Consider the following 15,677-nt stretch of genomic DNA (forward strand, 5'->3'; position numbering starts at 1 on the left):
CAGCCCCTGACACCTGTGACGGCGGGGTTCACCGTTCCGCCCGCCCACCCGTCCGGCGATGGTCCCGATCCGGTCGGCGGTGGCGTGGTCCAGGGGGGGCGTGCGCGGGCGTGCGCGGGCGCACGGCGAGCGGCGGCGGCTCAGAGCGCGGCGAACCCCTGCTCGACGATGTCGAGGCCCTCGTTCAGCAGGTCCTCGCCGATCACCAGCGGCGGCAGGAAGCGCAGCACATTGCCGTACGTACCGCAGGTGAGGACGAGCAGCCCCGCCGCGTGACAGGACCTGGCGAGCGCGGCGGTCGCCTCCGGCGCGGGCTCCTTGGTCTCCCGGTCCTTCACCAGCTCGACGGCGATCATCGCGCCCCGGCCCCGGACGTCGCCGATGACCTCGTACTTCTCGGCGAGGGCGGAGAGCCGGCCCTTCATGACCGTCTCGATGCGGCGCGCCCTCCCGACGAGATCCAGCTCCTTCATCGTCTCGATGGAGCCGAGCGCGGCGGCGCAGGCCACCGGGTTCCCGCCGTACGTGCCGCCGAGCCCGCCCGAGTGCGCGGCGTCCATGATCTCCGCGCGTCCGGTGACGGCGGCGAGCGGCAGCCCCCCGGCGATGCCCTTCGCGGTGGTGATCAGGTCCGGGACGACGTTCTCGTCCTCGCAGGCGAACCACTGGCCGGTACGGCAGAAGCCGGACTGGATCTCGTCCGCCACGAACACGATCCCGTTGTCCCGCGCGAACTTCGCCAGGGCGGGCAGGAAGCCCTTGGCCGGCTCGATGAAGCCGCCCTCGCCGAGCACCGGCTCGATGACGATCGCGGCGACGTTCTCGGCGCCGATCTGCTTGCTGATCTGGTCGATGGCCTGCGCGGACGCCTCCGCGCCGCAGTTCTCGGCACCGGTCGGCCAGCGGTAGCCGTAGGCGACCGGAACCCGGTAGATCTCCGGGGCGAACGGCCCGAAGCCGTTCTTGTACGGCATGTTCTTGGCGGTCAGCGCCATGGTGAGGTTGGTACGGCCGTGGTAGCCGTGGTCGAAGACCACGACCGCCTGGCGCCCGGTGTGCGACCTGGCGATCTTCACGGCGTTCTCGACCGCCTCGGCACCCGAGTTGAACAGGGCGGACTTCTTCGCGTGGTCGCCCGGCGTCAGCTCGGCGAGCCGCTCGCAGACCTCGACGTACCCCTCGTACGGCGTGACCATGAAACAGGTGTGGGTGAAGTCCGCCAGCTGGGCGGAGGCCCGGCGCACCACGGCCTCGGCACTGGCGCCCACCGAGGTCACGGCGATACCGGAACCGAAGTCGATGAGGCGGTTCCCGTCCACGTCCTCGACGATCCCGCCGTCCGCGCGGGCGGCGAAGACCGGCAGCACGGACCCGACCCCACCGGCGACCACGGCCGTACGGCGGGCCTGCAACTCCCGCGACTTGGGCCCGGGAATGGGGGTGACGATGCGGCGCTCCTGCGGAACAGCGGTCATGAGGGGCTCCTGTGGGATCTGGGGATCTGTGGGATCCGCGGGGGTAGGTGTCGCTACGGCGGGACGTCTCCGGGGGCGTACCGGGACTCTCTCCGGCATGACCCGGCTTTCCTCGCAGGCTAGGGGGGAGCGGCGGAGACAGGCATGCGCCGTTCGGGAGTGGTACGCGCGTGTCGTTGTCCGCGACGGACATAGCGGCCCCCCGGACGGCGCGGGCGAGGGCCACGGTCCGCGCCGGTGCGCGAGCCGGCCGGCCGGTGAGCTACCCGCTGAACGGCTTGCGGGGGCACTAGATTGACGGGTGCACAGGGCGGAGACGGCTCAGGGGGCAGGGGTTTCATGGACACCGACGGCACACAGGACGCACCGACCACACCCACCCCGCCACCGCCGCGGTCCGCGCCGCCACCGCCGCGCCCGGCGTACGCCCCGCCCCGCCCGGCGTACGCGCCCCCGGGTCCCGCGCCGACCGAGGCCGCCGCCCCGGCCTCCTCGCTCGACGCCTGGCTGCGCACCCCGAGGCGGGGGGAGGCACCCGGGCTCTGGCGCTACGGCCATGTCCCGAGGCCACCGGAGAAGCCCGAAGGGGTGCCCGACCGCGCGCTCGTCGTCGGCCTGCTGATCTCCCTGCTCTCCGGGACGCTCGTCTGGACGCTGTGGCGGCACGGCTACATCCCGTACCGGCTGGTCCCGCTGAAACTCTTCACCCCCGCCGACTGGTGGTTCGCCGGTAGCTTCGGCGGCCCCCGGACGCGCGAGGCGGAGCAGGCGGTCACGGTCTACGAGGCGCTCCTCTTCGGGCTGCTCGTCCATACCTGCGCCCGCCTGGGGAACTGGGCCGAACTGTTCCGGCGCCATGTCGCCCGCCGAGGGCAGCCCTTCCTCGGCGTCGCCTCGGCGGTCGCGGGCGCCCTGGTGCTGACGCTCGTCTGGCGGGACGCGCTGCCCGTCGCCCGGCCGGTGCTGATCGTGGTGGCCTGGATCGCGGGCGGCGAGGTGTTCCAGAGCCAGGGCGTCGTGAACGTGATCTACGTCCTGATCAGCGTGGGCGTGCTGTGGCCCTTCGCCCGCCTGGGCCGGTGGCGCGCGCTCGCGGCGCGGTACGCCGGGGGCGGGCAGGGTGCCACACCCGGCGCCGTCGCCTCCGCACCCGACCGGCGGGACGCCGCCGCCTCCCCCGCCGACTGGCCGGAGCTGCGGGCGGCCGGACACCCGGACGCCGCCGACATCCTGGCCGCCGAAGCGCGCACCGGCGCGATGAACGACGTGGACGTCGCACGGCTGCGGCACGCCTGGACCGAGGCCGGCACCGGGCCGGGACGCGCCGGCCCCTTCACCGACGCCGTACTGCGCCGGGGAGCCGCCGCCTGCCCGCACCCCTCCGGCGAGCGGGACCTGCCGCACCGCACCGCACCGCACGATCTGCTCACCGGGCAGGTCCGCATCGGCCGGTGCGCGGACGACCCCCACAACCCCTACGAGCGCCGCGGCTCCGGGGTCGCCCTGGACCCCGCGCTCCTCGGCACCTCACTGCTGGCCGTCGGACCGCCCGGCGCGGGCAAGTCCGGTCTGCTGGTCCGGCCCGTGGTCGAGTCCCTCGCCCTCCAGGCGCTCGCCGGCCGGTGCTCCGTGGTCACGGTCTGCGCCACCGGCACCCCGCTCGGCCCCGACCAGGCGTACGACGTCGTCATCAGGATCGGCGACCCGGCCTCCCGCCACGACTTCGACCTGTACGGCGGCACCACCGACCCCGACGAGGCGGCGGCCCTGCTCGCGGAGGGACTGGCCGGGGACATCCCCACCCTCGACAGCCGCCGGGCGGCCGCCGTCCTCGCCCAGCTGCTCGGCCCGTACCGCGCCGCCCACGGCCACTTCCCCCCGGTGGCCGCGCTCCGCGAGCTGCTCGACGGCGTGCCGTCCGCCCTCACCCGGCTGCGGGAGGCGCTCGACCCCCGGGAACACCACGCGATGCTCCGCGAACTCGACGCGCGCGCCCGGCAGGCGGGGAGCGCGGGCGACCCCGGCCCGCTGCTCACCGACCGGCTCGCCCTGCTCGACCGGCCCGCCTTCGCGGAGTTCTTCGGCACCGGGCCCGAGGCGCGCCCCTTCTCGCTGCGCTCCGTGGAACAACTGCCCGTACGGGTACGGATCGATCTGCCGGAACGCGGCCACGCCGAGGCGTCCCGGCTGCTCGCCCGGCTCGTCCTCGCCCAGTTCACCGCCGTCGCCGCGGCCCGCGCGGACCGTTCGCTCTTCATGTGCCTGGTCCTCGACGACGCCACCCACACCCTCACCCCCGAATCGGTCCGGGGCGTGCGGCGGCTGCGCTCGGTGAACGCGGGCGCGGTCCTCGCGCTGCGCACCATCGACGATGTCGCGGAAGGGCTGCACACCCCGCTGCTCGGCGCGGTCGGCTGCTGCATGGCCTTCTCCGGCGTCACCACCTGGGACGGCAAGCGCTTCGCCGAGGTGTGGGGCAAGGAGTGGGTGGAGACCCGGGAGGTCGCCCAGCACACCGTCTTCGCCGACCAGCCCTTCACCCGGGCGATCCACGCGCTGCGCAAACTCGTCACGGGCAAGGCCGTGACGACGGACGCCGTGACCGTGCGCAAGGTCGAGCGGGAACGCTGGTCGGCCTCCGAGCTGGCCTACTCCGTACCCGCCGGGCACGCCGTCCTCTCGCTGCGCACCGTCACGGGCGAGCACGCCCCGCCGCTCCTGGTGGACCTGCGGGGCTGACCGGGGCCCGCGAGGCGCCTTCCCCGGCTCGCGGGCCCGTACAAGCTGGCAGAATCGAGGGACGCCGTTCATACGGGACGTCGTAAATCTCCCGAAGGTCCTACGGTTCCGCCATGCCGCCCACCCTCGCCTCCCTCGTCCAGCACTCGGCGCTCAACCTCACGGTGCGCGCCGGGGAGGACCGGCTGCGGACGCCCGTGCGCTGGGTGCACGCGAGCGAGCTGGTCGACCCCGTGCCGTACATGGAGGGCGGCGAACTGCTGCTCATCACGGCGACCACGCTGGACGCCGAGGACCCCGAGGCGATGCGGCGCTACGTACGGCGGCTGACCGGCGCCGGAGTGGCCGGGCTCGGGTTCGCGGTGGGCGTGAACTACGAGGACGTCCCCGAGGCGCTCGTCGCGGCGGCGCGGGAGGCCGGGCTGCCGCTGCTGGGGGTGCCCCGGCGCACACCGTTCCTGGCGATCAGCAAGGCCGTGTCGGCGGCCATCGCGGCCGACCAGTACCGCGCGGTGACCGCCGGTTTCGAGGTCCAGCGCGAGCTGACCCGCGCCGCGCTCGCCGACGGGCCCGCCGCGCTGCTGACCAGGCTCGCCGCGCACGTGGAGGGCTGGGCCGCGCTGTACGACGCGTCGGGCGCCGTCGTCGCCGCGGCGCCGGAGTGGGCCGCGCGCCGCGCCGCCCGGCTGAGCGCCGAGGTGCGGCGGCTGCGCGAGCGGCCCGCGCCCGCCAGCGTGGTGGTCGGCGGCGCCTCCGGCACCGGCCCGGACGCCGCGGCGGGCGGCGTGATGGACGCGCCCCCGGACACCGGCCCGGACGCGGACCGGGACACCTGCGCCGAGGACCGCGTCGAACTCCAGTCCCTCGGCACCGGTAGACGCGTGCGCGGCGCGCTCGCCGTCGGCACCGGCGCCGCCCTGGGCACCGCGGAGCGGTACGCCGTGCACTCCGCCATAGCTCTCCTGACCCTCACCACCGAACGCTCCCGCACCCTTCAGGCGGCGGAACAGCGCCTCGGCGCCGCCGTCCTGCGGATGCTGCTCTCCGGCCAGCCCGACCACGCCCGGGCCGTGGCGGGCGACCTCTACGGCGAACTGCTGGACGCCCCCTTCCGGCTGCTGATCGCCGAGACCACGACGGGAACCGCCGCCCCCGACCCGCCCGATCATCCGCTGCACGTCCTCGCCGAGGAACTGGAGGCGGCCGCCGCGCGTGCGGGCGAGTCGGTCCTCGCCGTGCCGGACGGCGAGGACCGACTCGCCGTCCTCGCGACCGACGGCGGAGCCGTCGCCACCGCCTGCACGGCGTACGCGCTCCGGGAGTCCGACGAGGCGGGCGTCGTCATCGGCCTCTCCGCGCCCGCCGGCCCCATCGCGACGGCCGGCGCCTACAAACAGGCCGATCAGGCGCTCTCCGTGGCCCGCCGACGCGGCAGGGCCCTGGTCGAGCACGAGGAACTGGCGACCGGCTCCATCCTTCCCCTCCTCGCGGACGACGCCGTCCGCGCCTTCGCCGACGGGATGCTCCGCGCCCTGCGCGAACACGACGCCAAGGGCCGCGGCGACCTGGTGGCCTCCCTGCGCGCCTGGCTCTCCCACCACGGCCAGTGGGACGCGGCGGCGGCCGACCTGGGCGTCCACCGCCACACGCTGCGCTACCGCATGCGCCGGGTGGAGGAGATCCTCGGCCGCTCCCTGGACGACGCGGACGTACGGATGGAGCTGTGGCTCGCGCTGAAGACGACGGCGGCGGGCCCGCCACCCACCCCCTGAGCCGACCGCGTCCCGCCATACCGGCCGGACCGTCACACCGGCCGGACCGTCACACCGGCCGGACCGCCACGCCGGCCCGACCGAACACGCCACGATCGGCGGCCGGTCCCGCCGCGCCTTCCCTTCGCCAATGCGGCACCCGTCCGCGCCCCACCACTCCACCCCGGACAACTCCGCACGGCTCCCCGTCCCCCTACCGTGGACCCACACAGCCGTCTACTCGGAAGGGCCCGGACTCGTCATGACTTCCACCCACGCTTTCTGGCTCGCCGGCCGCCAGGCCACCGGCGAGGACACCTTCGACGTCACCTCCCCCTGGGACGGCCGGCTCGTCGGCACCGTCGCCGTGCCGACCGATGCCCAGGTCGAGGAGGCCGTCGCGGCGGCCCACGCCGTACTGGCGGAGTTCGCCGCCACACCCGCGCACGTCAGGGCCGCCGCCCTCGACCACGTCTCGCGCCGGCTCACCGAGCGCACCGAGGAGATCGCCCGGCTGATCTCCGCCGAGAACGGCAAGCCGCTCAAGTGGGCACGCGGCGAGGTCGGCCGGGCCGTCTCGGTGTTCCGGTTCGCCGCCGAGGAGGCCCGCAGCTTCAACTCCGGCGACGCCCAGCGGCTCGACACCGACGCGGGCGGCGCCGGCCGGCTCGCCCTGACCCGCCGCTTCCCGCACGGCGCCGTCCTCGGCATCGCGCCGTTCAACTTCCCGCTCAACCTCTGCGCCCACAAGATCGCGCCCGCCATCGCGGCCGGCGCCCCGATCATCCTCAAGCCCGCCCCCGCGACGCCCCTCTCCGGGCTGCTGCTCGGCGAGCTGCTCGCCGAGACCGACCTGCCGGCCGGCTCCTGGTCCGTCCTGCCGGTGGCGAACGACCGGATGCCCGCCCTCGTCCAGGACGAGCGGCTGCCGGTGATCTCCTTCACCGGCTCCGACAAGGTCGGCTACGCCATCATGGACTCGGTCCCGCGCAAGCGCTGCACCCTGGAGCTGGGCGGCAACGGCGCGGCCGTCGTCCTCGCCGACTACGCGAGCGACAAGGACCTCGACTGGGCCGCGACCCGGATCGCCACCTTCTCGAACTACCAGGGCGGCCAGTCCTGCATCTCCGTGCAGCGCGTGATCGCGGACGCCTCCGTGTACGAGCGACTGGTGCCCAGGATCGTCGCCGCCGTGGAGGCCCAGACCACCGGAGACCCCTCCGACGACGCCACCGATGTCGGTCCCCTCGTCAACGAGGAAGCCGCCAAGCGGGTCGAGGAGTGGGTGGACGAGGCGGTGCGCGCCGGCGCCCAGCTGCTCACCGGAGGCAAGCGGGACGGGGCGAGCTACACGCCCACCGTCCTCGCCGACGTTCCGGCCGGCACCACCCTCGCCCGCGAGGAGGTCTTCGGCCCCGTCCTCACGCTGCGCCGCGTCGAGACCGAGACCGAGGCGTTCGAGGCGGTGAACGACTCGAAGTACGGACTCCAGGCCGGTGTGTTCACCCACGACCTCCAGACCGCCTTCCGCGCCCACCGCGCCCTGGAGGTCGGCGGTGTGATCGTCGGGGACGTCCCCTCGTACCGCGCCGACCAGATGCCGTACGGCGGTGTGAAGAAGTCCGGCGTCGGCCGCGAGGGCGTGCGGTTCGCCATGGAGGACTACACGTACGAGCGCGTCATGGTCCTCACCGGTCTCGACCTCTGACACCCCGCCCCGGTCCGGACCTCCGGCGCCGGATTCCCGACCCGCCGTCGGCCCCCCCGGCCCCGCCCCCGCCCGCCGTTCCCGCGGCCCGCACCCGTCGTGCCACGACTGGTGCGGGCCGCGTTGTTCCGGTAGATACGGACAGGTAGTCCCAGCCGGCACAACCGTCATCGGACCCGACGCCGCGGCGAGGTGAGTTCCTCATGTCCGCTCCATCCGCCCCCTCAGCAGCACCCACACCGCAGGAACCGCAGGGCAGGCCCACGGTCTCCGAGCGGGAGGCCCGCCAGGTCGCGGAAGCCGCCCGTGAACAGGGCTGGCGCAAGCCCAGTTTCGCCAAGGAGATGTTCCTCGGCCGCTTCCGCCTCGACCTCATCCACCCCCACCCCGTGCCGGCGCCCGAGGACGTCGCGCGCGGTGAGGAGTTCCTCGCGAAGCTGCGCGCGTTCTGCGAGACGAAGATCGACGGCGCGCTGATCGAACGCGAGGCCCGCATCCCCGACGAGGTCATCAAGGGCCTCAAGGAACTGGGCGCGCTCGGCATGAAGATCGACACCGGGTACGGCGGGCTCGGCCTCACCCAGGTGTACTACAACAAGGCCCTGGCGCTGGTCGGCTCGGCGAGCCCGGCGGTCGGCGCGCTGCTCTCGGCCCATCAGTCGATCGGCGTACCGCAGCCGCTCAAGATTTTCGGCACGCGCGAGCAGAAGGACACCTTCCTGCCCCGTCTGGCCCGTACGGACATCTCCGCCTTCCTGCTGACCGAGCCGGACGTGGGCTCCGACCCGGCCCGGCTGGCCACCACGGCCGTGCCGGACGGCGACACGTACGTACTCGACGGCGTGAAGCTGTGGACGACCAACGGTGTCGTCGCCGATCTGCTCGTCGTGATGGCCCGGGTGCCGCGCACGCCGGGTTCCCGGGGCGGGATCAGCGCCTTCGTCGTCGAGGCGGACTCCCCGGGCATCACCGTGGAGAACCGCAACGCCTTCATGGGACTGCGCGGCCTGGAGAACGGCGTCACGCGCTTCCACCAGGTCCGCGTCCCCGCCGCGAACCGTATCGGGCCCGAGGGCGCTGGGCTCAGGATCGCCCTCACCACCCTCAACACCGGGCGGCTCTCCCTGCCCGCCATGTGCGCGGGGGCGGGCAAGTGGTGTCTGAAGATCGCCCGCGAGTGGTCGGCCGCGCGCGAGCAGTGGGGCAGGCCGGTGGCCCGGCACGAGGCGGTCGGCGCCAAGATCTCGTTCATCGCCGCCACCACGTTCGCGCTGGAGGCGGTCGTGGACCTCTCCTCCCAGATGGCGGACGAGGACCGCAACGACATCCGGATCGAGGCCGCCCTCGCCAAGCTGTTCGGCTCGGAGATGGGCTGCCTGATGGCCGACGAACTGGTCCAGATCCGCGGTGGCCGCGGCTTCGAGACCGCCGATTCCCTGGCGGCCCGGGGCGAACGCGCCGTCCCCGCCGAGCAGATGCTCCGCGATCTGCGGATCAACCGCATCTTCGAGGGCTCGACCGAGATCATGCACCTGCTGATCGCCCGCGAGGCGGTCGACGCGCACCTCGCGGTGGCGGGCGACATCATCGACCCGGACACGTCCCTCTCCGACAAGGCGAAGGCGGGCGTGCGGGCGGGCGGCTTCTACGCCCGCTGGCTGCCGAAGCTGGTCGTGGGCCCTGGCCGGCTCCCCACCTCCTACGCGCAGTTCCATCCCTCCGGGCACCGCGATCTGTCGCCGCATCTGCGCTATGTCGAACGGACCTCGCGCAAACTCGCCCGCTCCACCTTCTACGCCATGTCGCGCTGGCAGGGCCGGATGGAGACCAAGCAGGGCTTCCTCGGCCGGATCGTCGACATCGGCGCCGAGCTGTTCGCGATGAGCGCGGCGTGCGTACGGGCCGAACTGCTGCGGGCGAACGGGGACCACGGCCGCGAGGCGTACCAACTCGCCGACGTCTTCTGCCGGCAGTCCCGCATCCGGGTCGAGGAACTCTTCACCCGTCTGTGGTCCAACACGGACGACCTGGACCGCAAGGTCGTCGACGGGGTGCTGGCCGGCGCGTACCGGTGGCTGGAGGAGGGCGTCGTGGACCCGAGCGGCGAAGGGCCCTGGATCGCGGACGCCTCACCGGGCCCGTCCGAGCGGGCGGACGTCCACCGGTCGGTCCCCTGACCCCGGCCTCGGGGCCCGCGCGGAGGTGCCGCGGGGACGGGCTACAGTGCGACCGTCGTACACACAGGGGGAAAGATCATCATGACGACGCCGCCGCCACCCGGCCCGTACCAGCAGCAGTTCCCGCACCCGCAGCCCCCGCAGCAGCCGTACCCGCCGCAGCATCCGCAGGCGCCGTACGGACCGTCGTACGGCCAGGGGTACGGACCGCAGGCGCCGTACGGACCGTCCTACGGACCGCAGGCGCCGTACGGGCAGCAGCAGCCGTACGGCCCCGCTGCGCTGTGCGGGATCTGCGGCGCCGGCCCGGCGGTGGAGGCCACGGTCCGGGGCCACGAGGGCATGATCATCATGATGCGCTCGCTCAGGAGCCGCGGCCTCTTCTGCCGCTCGTGCGGGCTCGCCACGTACCGCCGGATGACCTCGCACACCCTCGCGGCGGGCTGGTGGGGGCTGTTCTCCTTCTTCATCACGCCGTTCGTCGTGCTGCTCAATGTGGTGGAGGCGCGCTCCCGGTTCCGTAAGCTGCCCCCGCCGCGAGGAGGGTGGCGCCCGCCCCTCGACCCGGGCCGAAGGGTCCTGCTCCGGGCGCCCGCCCTGCTGTTCCTGACGCCCTTCGCGCTGCTGGTGCTCGCCGTCGCCGCGCTGTTCGTGATCGGCGTGGTGGCCGGCGACAGCGGGCCCGACCGTGTCTCGGTCGGGGACTGCGTGCGCAACGCGCGGGAGTGGCCCGGCCAGGAGATCGAAGCGGTGAGCTGCGATTCCGGCCGGGCCCAGTACCGGGTGGCGGACGGCGAGGCGTGCGCCACCACGGACTATCTCCTCCACCCCGAGTACTGGGCCGAGGGCCAGTCGGGGCTGTGCGTCAAGCGGCTCAGCTGAACGGGTCGAGCGTGATGAACGCCTCGCGCGGGTCACCGTCGTGCACCAGCGACTCGTGGTTGCCGACATCGTCGAAGGCGAAGGCGTACGCCTTGCCGTCGGCCATCTGGGCGTGGATCGCCCGCGCGTAGTGGTTGGTCACGCCGTCCTGGTAGAAGTTCGCGGAACTCGTGTCGGGCTGGTTCGCGTTGGACAGCAGTGTGGAGCGGTTGTAACCCGCGCACAGCGTGCGGGAGATGGGGCCGCGCACGAGGTCGTTCGGCGCGTCCAGCAGCTTGTAGCAGCCGAAGACGCTGTCGGCGTCGGGCTTCTGGAACGAGGTGACGACCGCGCCCGCGCTGTTCGTGAAGTTCATGGTGTTGCCGGAGACGCGGCCGAAGTACTTGGTGTTCGGCTGGTCGCCGAACGGCGTCACCGTCAGCGTCGAACTCGCGTATTTGGTCCACACACGGTTGATGTAGTCGTTCATCACCGAGGCCGGCAGCGCGCCCGACTCGATGCCGTGGCCCGGGGCGAGGGCGCGCAGGACGGTGCCGTCCGCCCGGGTCTGGATCAGGTTGCCCCAGCCGCCCGACTGGTTCCTGAGCGCGTTGAGGAAGCCGTTGTAGCCGCCCGCCTTGAGGTGGCCCGTCGTCTTGGTGGTGCCGTCCGGGGCCTTGACGCCGACGGCGTACGGCGCCGAGAACATGTCCACCTGCGTGCTGTTGATCCACAGCCCGGCGCCGTTGAGCGTGTACTCCGTCCAGTTGAACAGGATGTTCCTGTTCGGGTCGGACGGGTTCTGCACGGCGGGCTGCACGAGTCCGCCGGTGGTCAGCCGGAAGTCCAGCTTCTGCCCGTACGAGAAGTAGACCCGGCCGGAGAACTGCGGCATCCGGATGGTCTTCGACTGCCCGTTGGCGGGTCCGGCGATCGACGCGTCCGGCGCGGGCGTCGGCGGATTGCCGCCGGCCGGCCAGGGGTGGAACGTCCCGCTCGCGTCGGCCCAGCCCTGCTGGCCGGTCGAGAGCAGCGTTCCGATGTTGTAGACGTACACCTGCTCGCCGCGGGCGGAGTTGTTCTTCAGGGTGAGCGGGATGGTCGCGTCCACGGCGGCCTTCGGCGCGACCGGCTGTACGGGGGCCTGCGCGGCCCGCGCGGTGGCCGTGGGTCCCGCGCCCGCGAACGCGGTCGCGAGGACCGCGGTGGCGGCCAGGGATGACAGCAACTGTCTGATGGGGGGCACGGCTCTCCTCCTCGGGAGGTGCTTCCAGTGGTTCCAGTGGGGATGGAATCAGGCTTCTGAGAGCGCTCTCAGAATCGGGCCACGCGGGAGGTGTGTCAATGACTTCACGCACCTCGTGGCGCACAATCGTCACCTCGGGCGCGATCGCGCGCCGCGGTGAACTCGGCACAGGGGCAAGGATGTTCGGGTACGGGGAGCAGGCGCGCGGACGCCGGGGCGGGGCGGCGCCGGTGGTGGCCGGGGCGTTGCTGCTGCTGGGGGCGGCCGGCTGCGGGGGAGGCGGCGGCGACGACGGCAAGGCGGGCCCGCCCTCCGCCTCCGACGTCACCCCGCTGGCCCGGGCCCGGCTCACCGCCGCCTCCTTCACGCACGGCGAGCGGATCGGGACGTACACGGCCTCCGCTTACGCCCTCGGCGTCCCGCTCGGCGAGGACTACACCGCCGATCCCGCGCGCTGCCAGCCCTTCGTCAGCCTGACCGCGGGCGCCACCGCGTTCACCCCCGCGGCCGAGGTCAACCGCAGGGTCGACGCGGACGGCGGGACACCGGGCCCGACCGTCGCCGTACAACTGCGTTCGTACCCCGGCCAGGGGGCGAAGGGGGTCATGCGGGCCCTCGGCCGGGCGGGGCGCGACTGCGCGGGCGGATTCACCGAGGAGCGGGCGGTGGCGCGCGCGAAGTATCTGAAGGCCGAGCCGGTCAACGCGCCCCGGCTGGGGGACGAGAGCGCCGCGTACCGCTTCACGGTCCTGGACGTGAAGGAGGAGCTGAGACTCCACGAGTACCTGACCGTCGTACGGTCGGGCTCCGCCACGCTGTCCTTCCGGGCCGAGACCACCGGGACCGGGGACGTCGGCGGGGTACCGGAGGAGATCGTCCGCGCCCAGTGGGAGAAGTTCCGCCCGGAGCGCTGAGCCCCGGAGCGAGCCGCCGGAGTGAATCCCGGAGCGAGCCGCCGAGGTGAGCCGATGCGGCGCACCGGCCCTGCCGACGGACGCGACGGACGGCGCACCGGGACATCCGAGGGGGCGCGCTGTCCTCACGCCTCGCGGATGAGGCGAGAATGGAGGCATGAGCGACAGCCCAGCCCCTCTCGCCGATCCGCACATCGCCTTCGATCCCGCCGAAGGCCGCCGGGACATCGTGGTCCTCGGCTCCACCGGATCCATCGGCACGCAGGCCATCGACCTGGTCCTGCGCAACCCCGACCGTTTCCGTGTCACCGCGCTCTCCGCCGCCGGCGGACGCGTCGCCCTGCTCGCCGAGCAGGCGTGGCGGCTACGGGTCCGTACCGTCGCGGTCGCGCGGGAGGACACGGTGCCCGAGCTGCGGGAGGCGCTCGGGGCGCACTACGGGGCGGGGGAGCCGCTCCCCGAGATCCTCGCCGGCCCCGACGCCGCCACCGAGCTGGCCGCTTCCGACTGCCACACCGTGCTCAACGGCATCACCGGCTCCATCGGACTCGCGCCCACCCTGGCCGCCCTCCGGGCCGGCCGTACGCTCGCGCTCGCCAACAAGGAGTCGCTGATCGTCGGGGGCCCGCTGGTGAAGGCCCTCGCGCGGCCCGGCCAGATCATCCCGGTCGACTCCGAGCACGCCGCGCTCTTCCAGGCGCTGGCCGCCGGGACCCGCGCCGATGTGCGCAAGCTGGTGGTGACGGCCTCCGGCGGGCCCTTCCGGGGCCGTACCCGCGCCGAACTGGCGGCGGTCACCCGCGAGGAGGCCCTCGCGCACCCCACCTGGGCCATGGGTCCGGTGATCACGGTCAACTCCGCGACCCTCGTCAACAAGGGCCTCGAAGTGATCGAGGCCCATCTTCTCTACGACATCCCCTTCGAACGGATCGAGGTGGTCGTCCACCCTCAGTCGTATGTTCACTCGATGGTGGAATTCAGCGACGGCTCGACCCTGGCCCAGGCGACCCCGCCCGACATGCGCGGACCGATCGCCATCGGTCTCGGCTGGCCCCGGCGCGTGCCGGCCGCCGCGCCCGCCTTCGACTGGACCAAGGCGTCGGCCTGGGAGTTCTTCCCGCTCGACACCGAGGCGTTCCCCTCTGTGGGACTCGCCCGGCACGTCGGCGCGCTCGGCGGTACGGCCCCTGCGGTGTTCAACGCCGCGAACGAGGAATGCGTCGACGCGTTCCTGTCGGGCCGGCTTCCGTTCAACGGCATCATGGATACGGTCACCGAGGTCGTCGCCGCACACGGCACTCCTCGGACGGGAACCTCGCTCACCGTGTCGGACGTCCTGGAAGCAGAGACCTGGGCGCGGGCCCGGGCCCGCGAGACGGCAGCGAAATTCACTGAAGAACAGCCAGCGGAGGCTCGCGCATGACGATTCTGTTGACGGTCCTCGGCATTCTGGTCTTTGTCGTCGGGCTGCTCTTCTCCATCGCCTGGCACGAACTCGGCCATCTCTCCACGGCCAAGATGTTCGGCATCCGCGTGCCCCAGTACATGGTCGGTTTCGGACCGACCATCTGGTCACGCAAGAAGGGCGACACGGAATACGGGGTCAAGGCGATCCCGCTCGGCGGCTACATCAGGATGATCGGCATGTTCCCGCCCGGCGCGGACGGCCGGATCGAGGCACGGTCCACCTCGCCGTGGCGCGGAATGATAGAGGACGCGCGCTCCGCCGCCTTCGAGGAGCTGGAGCCCGGGGACGAGAAGCGTCTCTTCTACACGCGCAAGCCGTGGAAGCGCGTGATCGTGATGTTCGCCGGCCCCTTCATGAACCTCATCCTCGCCACCGTGATCTTCATGAGCGTGGCGATGAGCTTCGGGTTCCAGACCCAGACCACCCAGGTCGCCGGTGTGCAGAAGTGCGTGATCGCGCAGAGCGAGAAGCGCGACACCTGCGACAAGGGCGACCCGGTCTCGCCCGCGCGGGCCGCCGGGCTGGAGAAGGGCGACCGGATCGTCGCCTTCAACGGGCAGCGCGTCGCCGACTGGTCGACGCTCTCCGACCTCATCCGCAGGACGATCGGCCCGGCCACCATCACCGTCGACCGCGACGGGACCGAGCAGGTGCTGCACGCCACCCTCGCGAAGAACATGGTCGCCCAGAAGGACTCCAAGGGCGAGGTCGTCCCGGACAAGTACGTGCCCGCCGGCTACCTCGGCTTCGCTGCCGCCACCGAGATCGTCCCGCTCTCCTTCGGCGACTCCGTCGGCCGGATGGGCGACATGATCGAGAACGGTGTCGACTCGATCGTCGCGCTCCCCTCCAAGATCCCGGATCTCTGGAGCGCCGCGTTCGGCGACGGACCCCGCAAGGACGACTCGCCGGTCGGCGTGGTCGGCGCCGCGCGCATCGGCGGCGAGGTGATGTCCCTGGACATCCCGGCGCAGAACCAGATCGCGATGATGCTGTTCCTGCTCGCCGGCTTCAACCTCTCCCTCTTCCTCTTCAACATGCTGCCGCTGCTGCCCCTCGACGGCGGTCATATCGCCGGCGCCCTCTGGGAGTCGCTGCGGCGCAGGCTCGCCCGGGTCTTCAAGCGACCCGACCCGGGCCCCTTCGACGTCGCGAAGCTGATGCCGGTCGCGTATGTGGTGGCGGGGATCTTCATCTGCTTCACCCTGCTCGTGCTCGTCGCCGACGTCTTCAATCCTGTCAAGATCAGCTGATGGCGGGCGGTTCCCGCTGACTCCTCCCGGTTCGCCGCGGCCGGACACCATTCGTGTCCGGCCGCTCACCTTTGGCCGGAGTTTC

At 72.8% G+C, this 15,677-nt stretch carries 10 protein-coding genes; 8 read left to right on the forward strand and 2 right to left on the reverse strand.

Translation table 11 applies throughout. From position 1 onward, the window contains the following. Positions 1–140: 140 nt before the first annotated feature. Entirely contained in the window at positions 141–1,475 is a 1,335-nt protein-coding gene (gene gabT / locus ACFY6S_RS28535) for a 4-aminobutyrate--2-oxoglutarate transaminase (RefSeq protein WP_388814495.1), read from the reverse strand. A gap of 339 nt (positions 1,476–1,814) precedes the next feature. On the opposite strand from gabT, the gene ACFY6S_RS28540 reads away from it, so the two are divergent. From ACFY6S_RS28540 to ACFY6S_RS28560, 5 genes are all read left to right on the forward strand, one after another. After that, positions 1,815–4,214, forward strand: a complete 2,400-nt coding sequence (locus ACFY6S_RS28540) for an ATP/GTP-binding protein (RefSeq protein ID WP_388814493.1) — start codon at positions 1,815–1,817, stop codon at positions 4,212–4,214. 113 nt (positions 4,215–4,327) lie between these two features. After that, positions 4,328–5,986 carry a PucR family transcriptional regulator gene (locus ACFY6S_RS28545; RefSeq protein ID WP_388814491.1) on the forward strand — a complete coding sequence of 553 codons (1,659 nt, stop codon included), beginning with the start codon at positions 4,328–4,330 and terminating at the stop codon, positions 5,984–5,986. A gap of 241 nt (positions 5,987–6,227) precedes the next feature. Next, entirely contained in the window at positions 6,228–7,673 is a 1,446-nt protein-coding gene (locus tag ACFY6S_RS28550; protein ID WP_388814489.1) for an aldehyde dehydrogenase family protein, read from the forward strand. 203 nt (positions 7,674–7,876) lie between these two features. Next, a complete protein-coding gene (locus ACFY6S_RS28555; RefSeq protein ID WP_388814487.1) occupies positions 7,877–9,850 on the forward strand; it encodes an acyl-CoA dehydrogenase family protein in 1,974 nt (657 codons plus the stop codon). Between the two features lie 81 nt (positions 9,851–9,931). Further along, positions 9,932–10,732: a hypothetical protein gene (locus ACFY6S_RS28560; RefSeq protein WP_388814485.1), complete on the forward strand. Its 801-nt coding sequence runs from the start codon at positions 9,932–9,934 to the stop codon at positions 10,730–10,732. Here ACFY6S_RS28560 and ACFY6S_RS28565 read toward each other — a convergent pair. Further along, positions 10,725–11,957: a glycoside hydrolase family 64 protein gene (locus ACFY6S_RS28565; protein WP_388814484.1), complete on the reverse strand. Its 1,233-nt coding sequence runs from the start codon at positions 11,955–11,957 to the stop codon at positions 10,725–10,727. The genes ACFY6S_RS28560 and ACFY6S_RS28565 overlap by 8 nt on opposite strands. Positions 11,958–12,055: 98 nt before the next feature. On the opposite strand from ACFY6S_RS28565, the gene ACFY6S_RS28570 reads away from it, so the two are divergent. From ACFY6S_RS28570 to ACFY6S_RS28580, 3 genes are all read left to right on the forward strand, one after another. Then, complete coding sequence (locus tag ACFY6S_RS28570) at positions 12,056–12,871, forward strand: hypothetical protein (RefSeq protein WP_388814482.1); 816 nt, start codon at positions 12,056–12,058, stop codon at positions 12,869–12,871. Positions 12,872–13,028: 157 nt separating this feature from the next. After that, positions 13,029–14,294 carry a 1-deoxy-D-xylulose-5-phosphate reductoisomerase gene (gene dxr, locus ACFY6S_RS28575; RefSeq protein WP_388814480.1) on the forward strand — a complete coding sequence of 422 codons (1,266 nt, stop codon included), beginning with the start codon at positions 13,029–13,031 and terminating at the stop codon, positions 14,292–14,294. Further along, positions 14,291–15,592 carry a M50 family metallopeptidase gene (locus ACFY6S_RS28580; RefSeq protein ID WP_388814478.1) on the forward strand — a complete coding sequence of 434 codons (1,302 nt, stop codon included), beginning with the start codon at positions 14,291–14,293 and terminating at the stop codon, positions 15,590–15,592. Before dxr ends, ACFY6S_RS28580 begins: the two co-directional genes overlap by 4 nt. The last annotated feature ends 85 nt before the right edge of the window (positions 15,593–15,677 follow it).

The organism is Streptomyces sp. NPDC012835 (genome assembly GCF_042900885.1).
In the GTDB taxonomy this organism is placed as follows: Bacteria; Actinomycetota; Actinomycetes; order Streptomycetales; family Streptomycetaceae; genus Streptomyces.

Excerpts from the sequence above, each read along its gene's own strand:
- gabT (WP_388814495.1), bottom strand. The coding sequence starts at position 1,475 with ATGACCGCTGTTCCGCAGGAGCGCCGCATCGTCACCCCCATTCCCGGG.
- ACFY6S_RS28555 (WP_388814487.1), top strand. The coding sequence starts at position 7,877 with ATGTCCGCTCCATCCGCCCCCTCAGCAGCACCCACACCGCAGGAACCG.
- ACFY6S_RS28540 (WP_388814493.1), top strand. The coding sequence starts at position 1,815 with ATGGACACCGACGGCACACAGGACGCACCGACCACACCCACCCCGCCA.
- ACFY6S_RS28570 (WP_388814482.1), top strand. The coding sequence starts at position 12,056 with ATGACTTCACGCACCTCGTGGCGCACAATCGTCACCTCGGGCGCGATC.
- ACFY6S_RS28550 (WP_388814489.1), top strand. The coding sequence starts at position 6,228 with ATGACTTCCACCCACGCTTTCTGGCTCGCCGGCCGCCAGGCCACCGGC.
- ACFY6S_RS28560 (WP_388814485.1), top strand. The coding sequence starts at position 9,932 with ATGACGACGCCGCCGCCACCCGGCCCGTACCAGCAGCAGTTCCCGCAC.
- dxr (WP_388814480.1), top strand. The coding sequence starts at position 13,029 with ATGAGCGACAGCCCAGCCCCTCTCGCCGATCCGCACATCGCCTTCGAT.
- ACFY6S_RS28580 (WP_388814478.1), top strand. The coding sequence starts at position 14,291 with ATGACGATTCTGTTGACGGTCCTCGGCATTCTGGTCTTTGTCGTCGGG.
- ACFY6S_RS28545 (WP_388814491.1), top strand. The coding sequence starts at position 4,328 with ATGCCGCCCACCCTCGCCTCCCTCGTCCAGCACTCGGCGCTCAACCTC.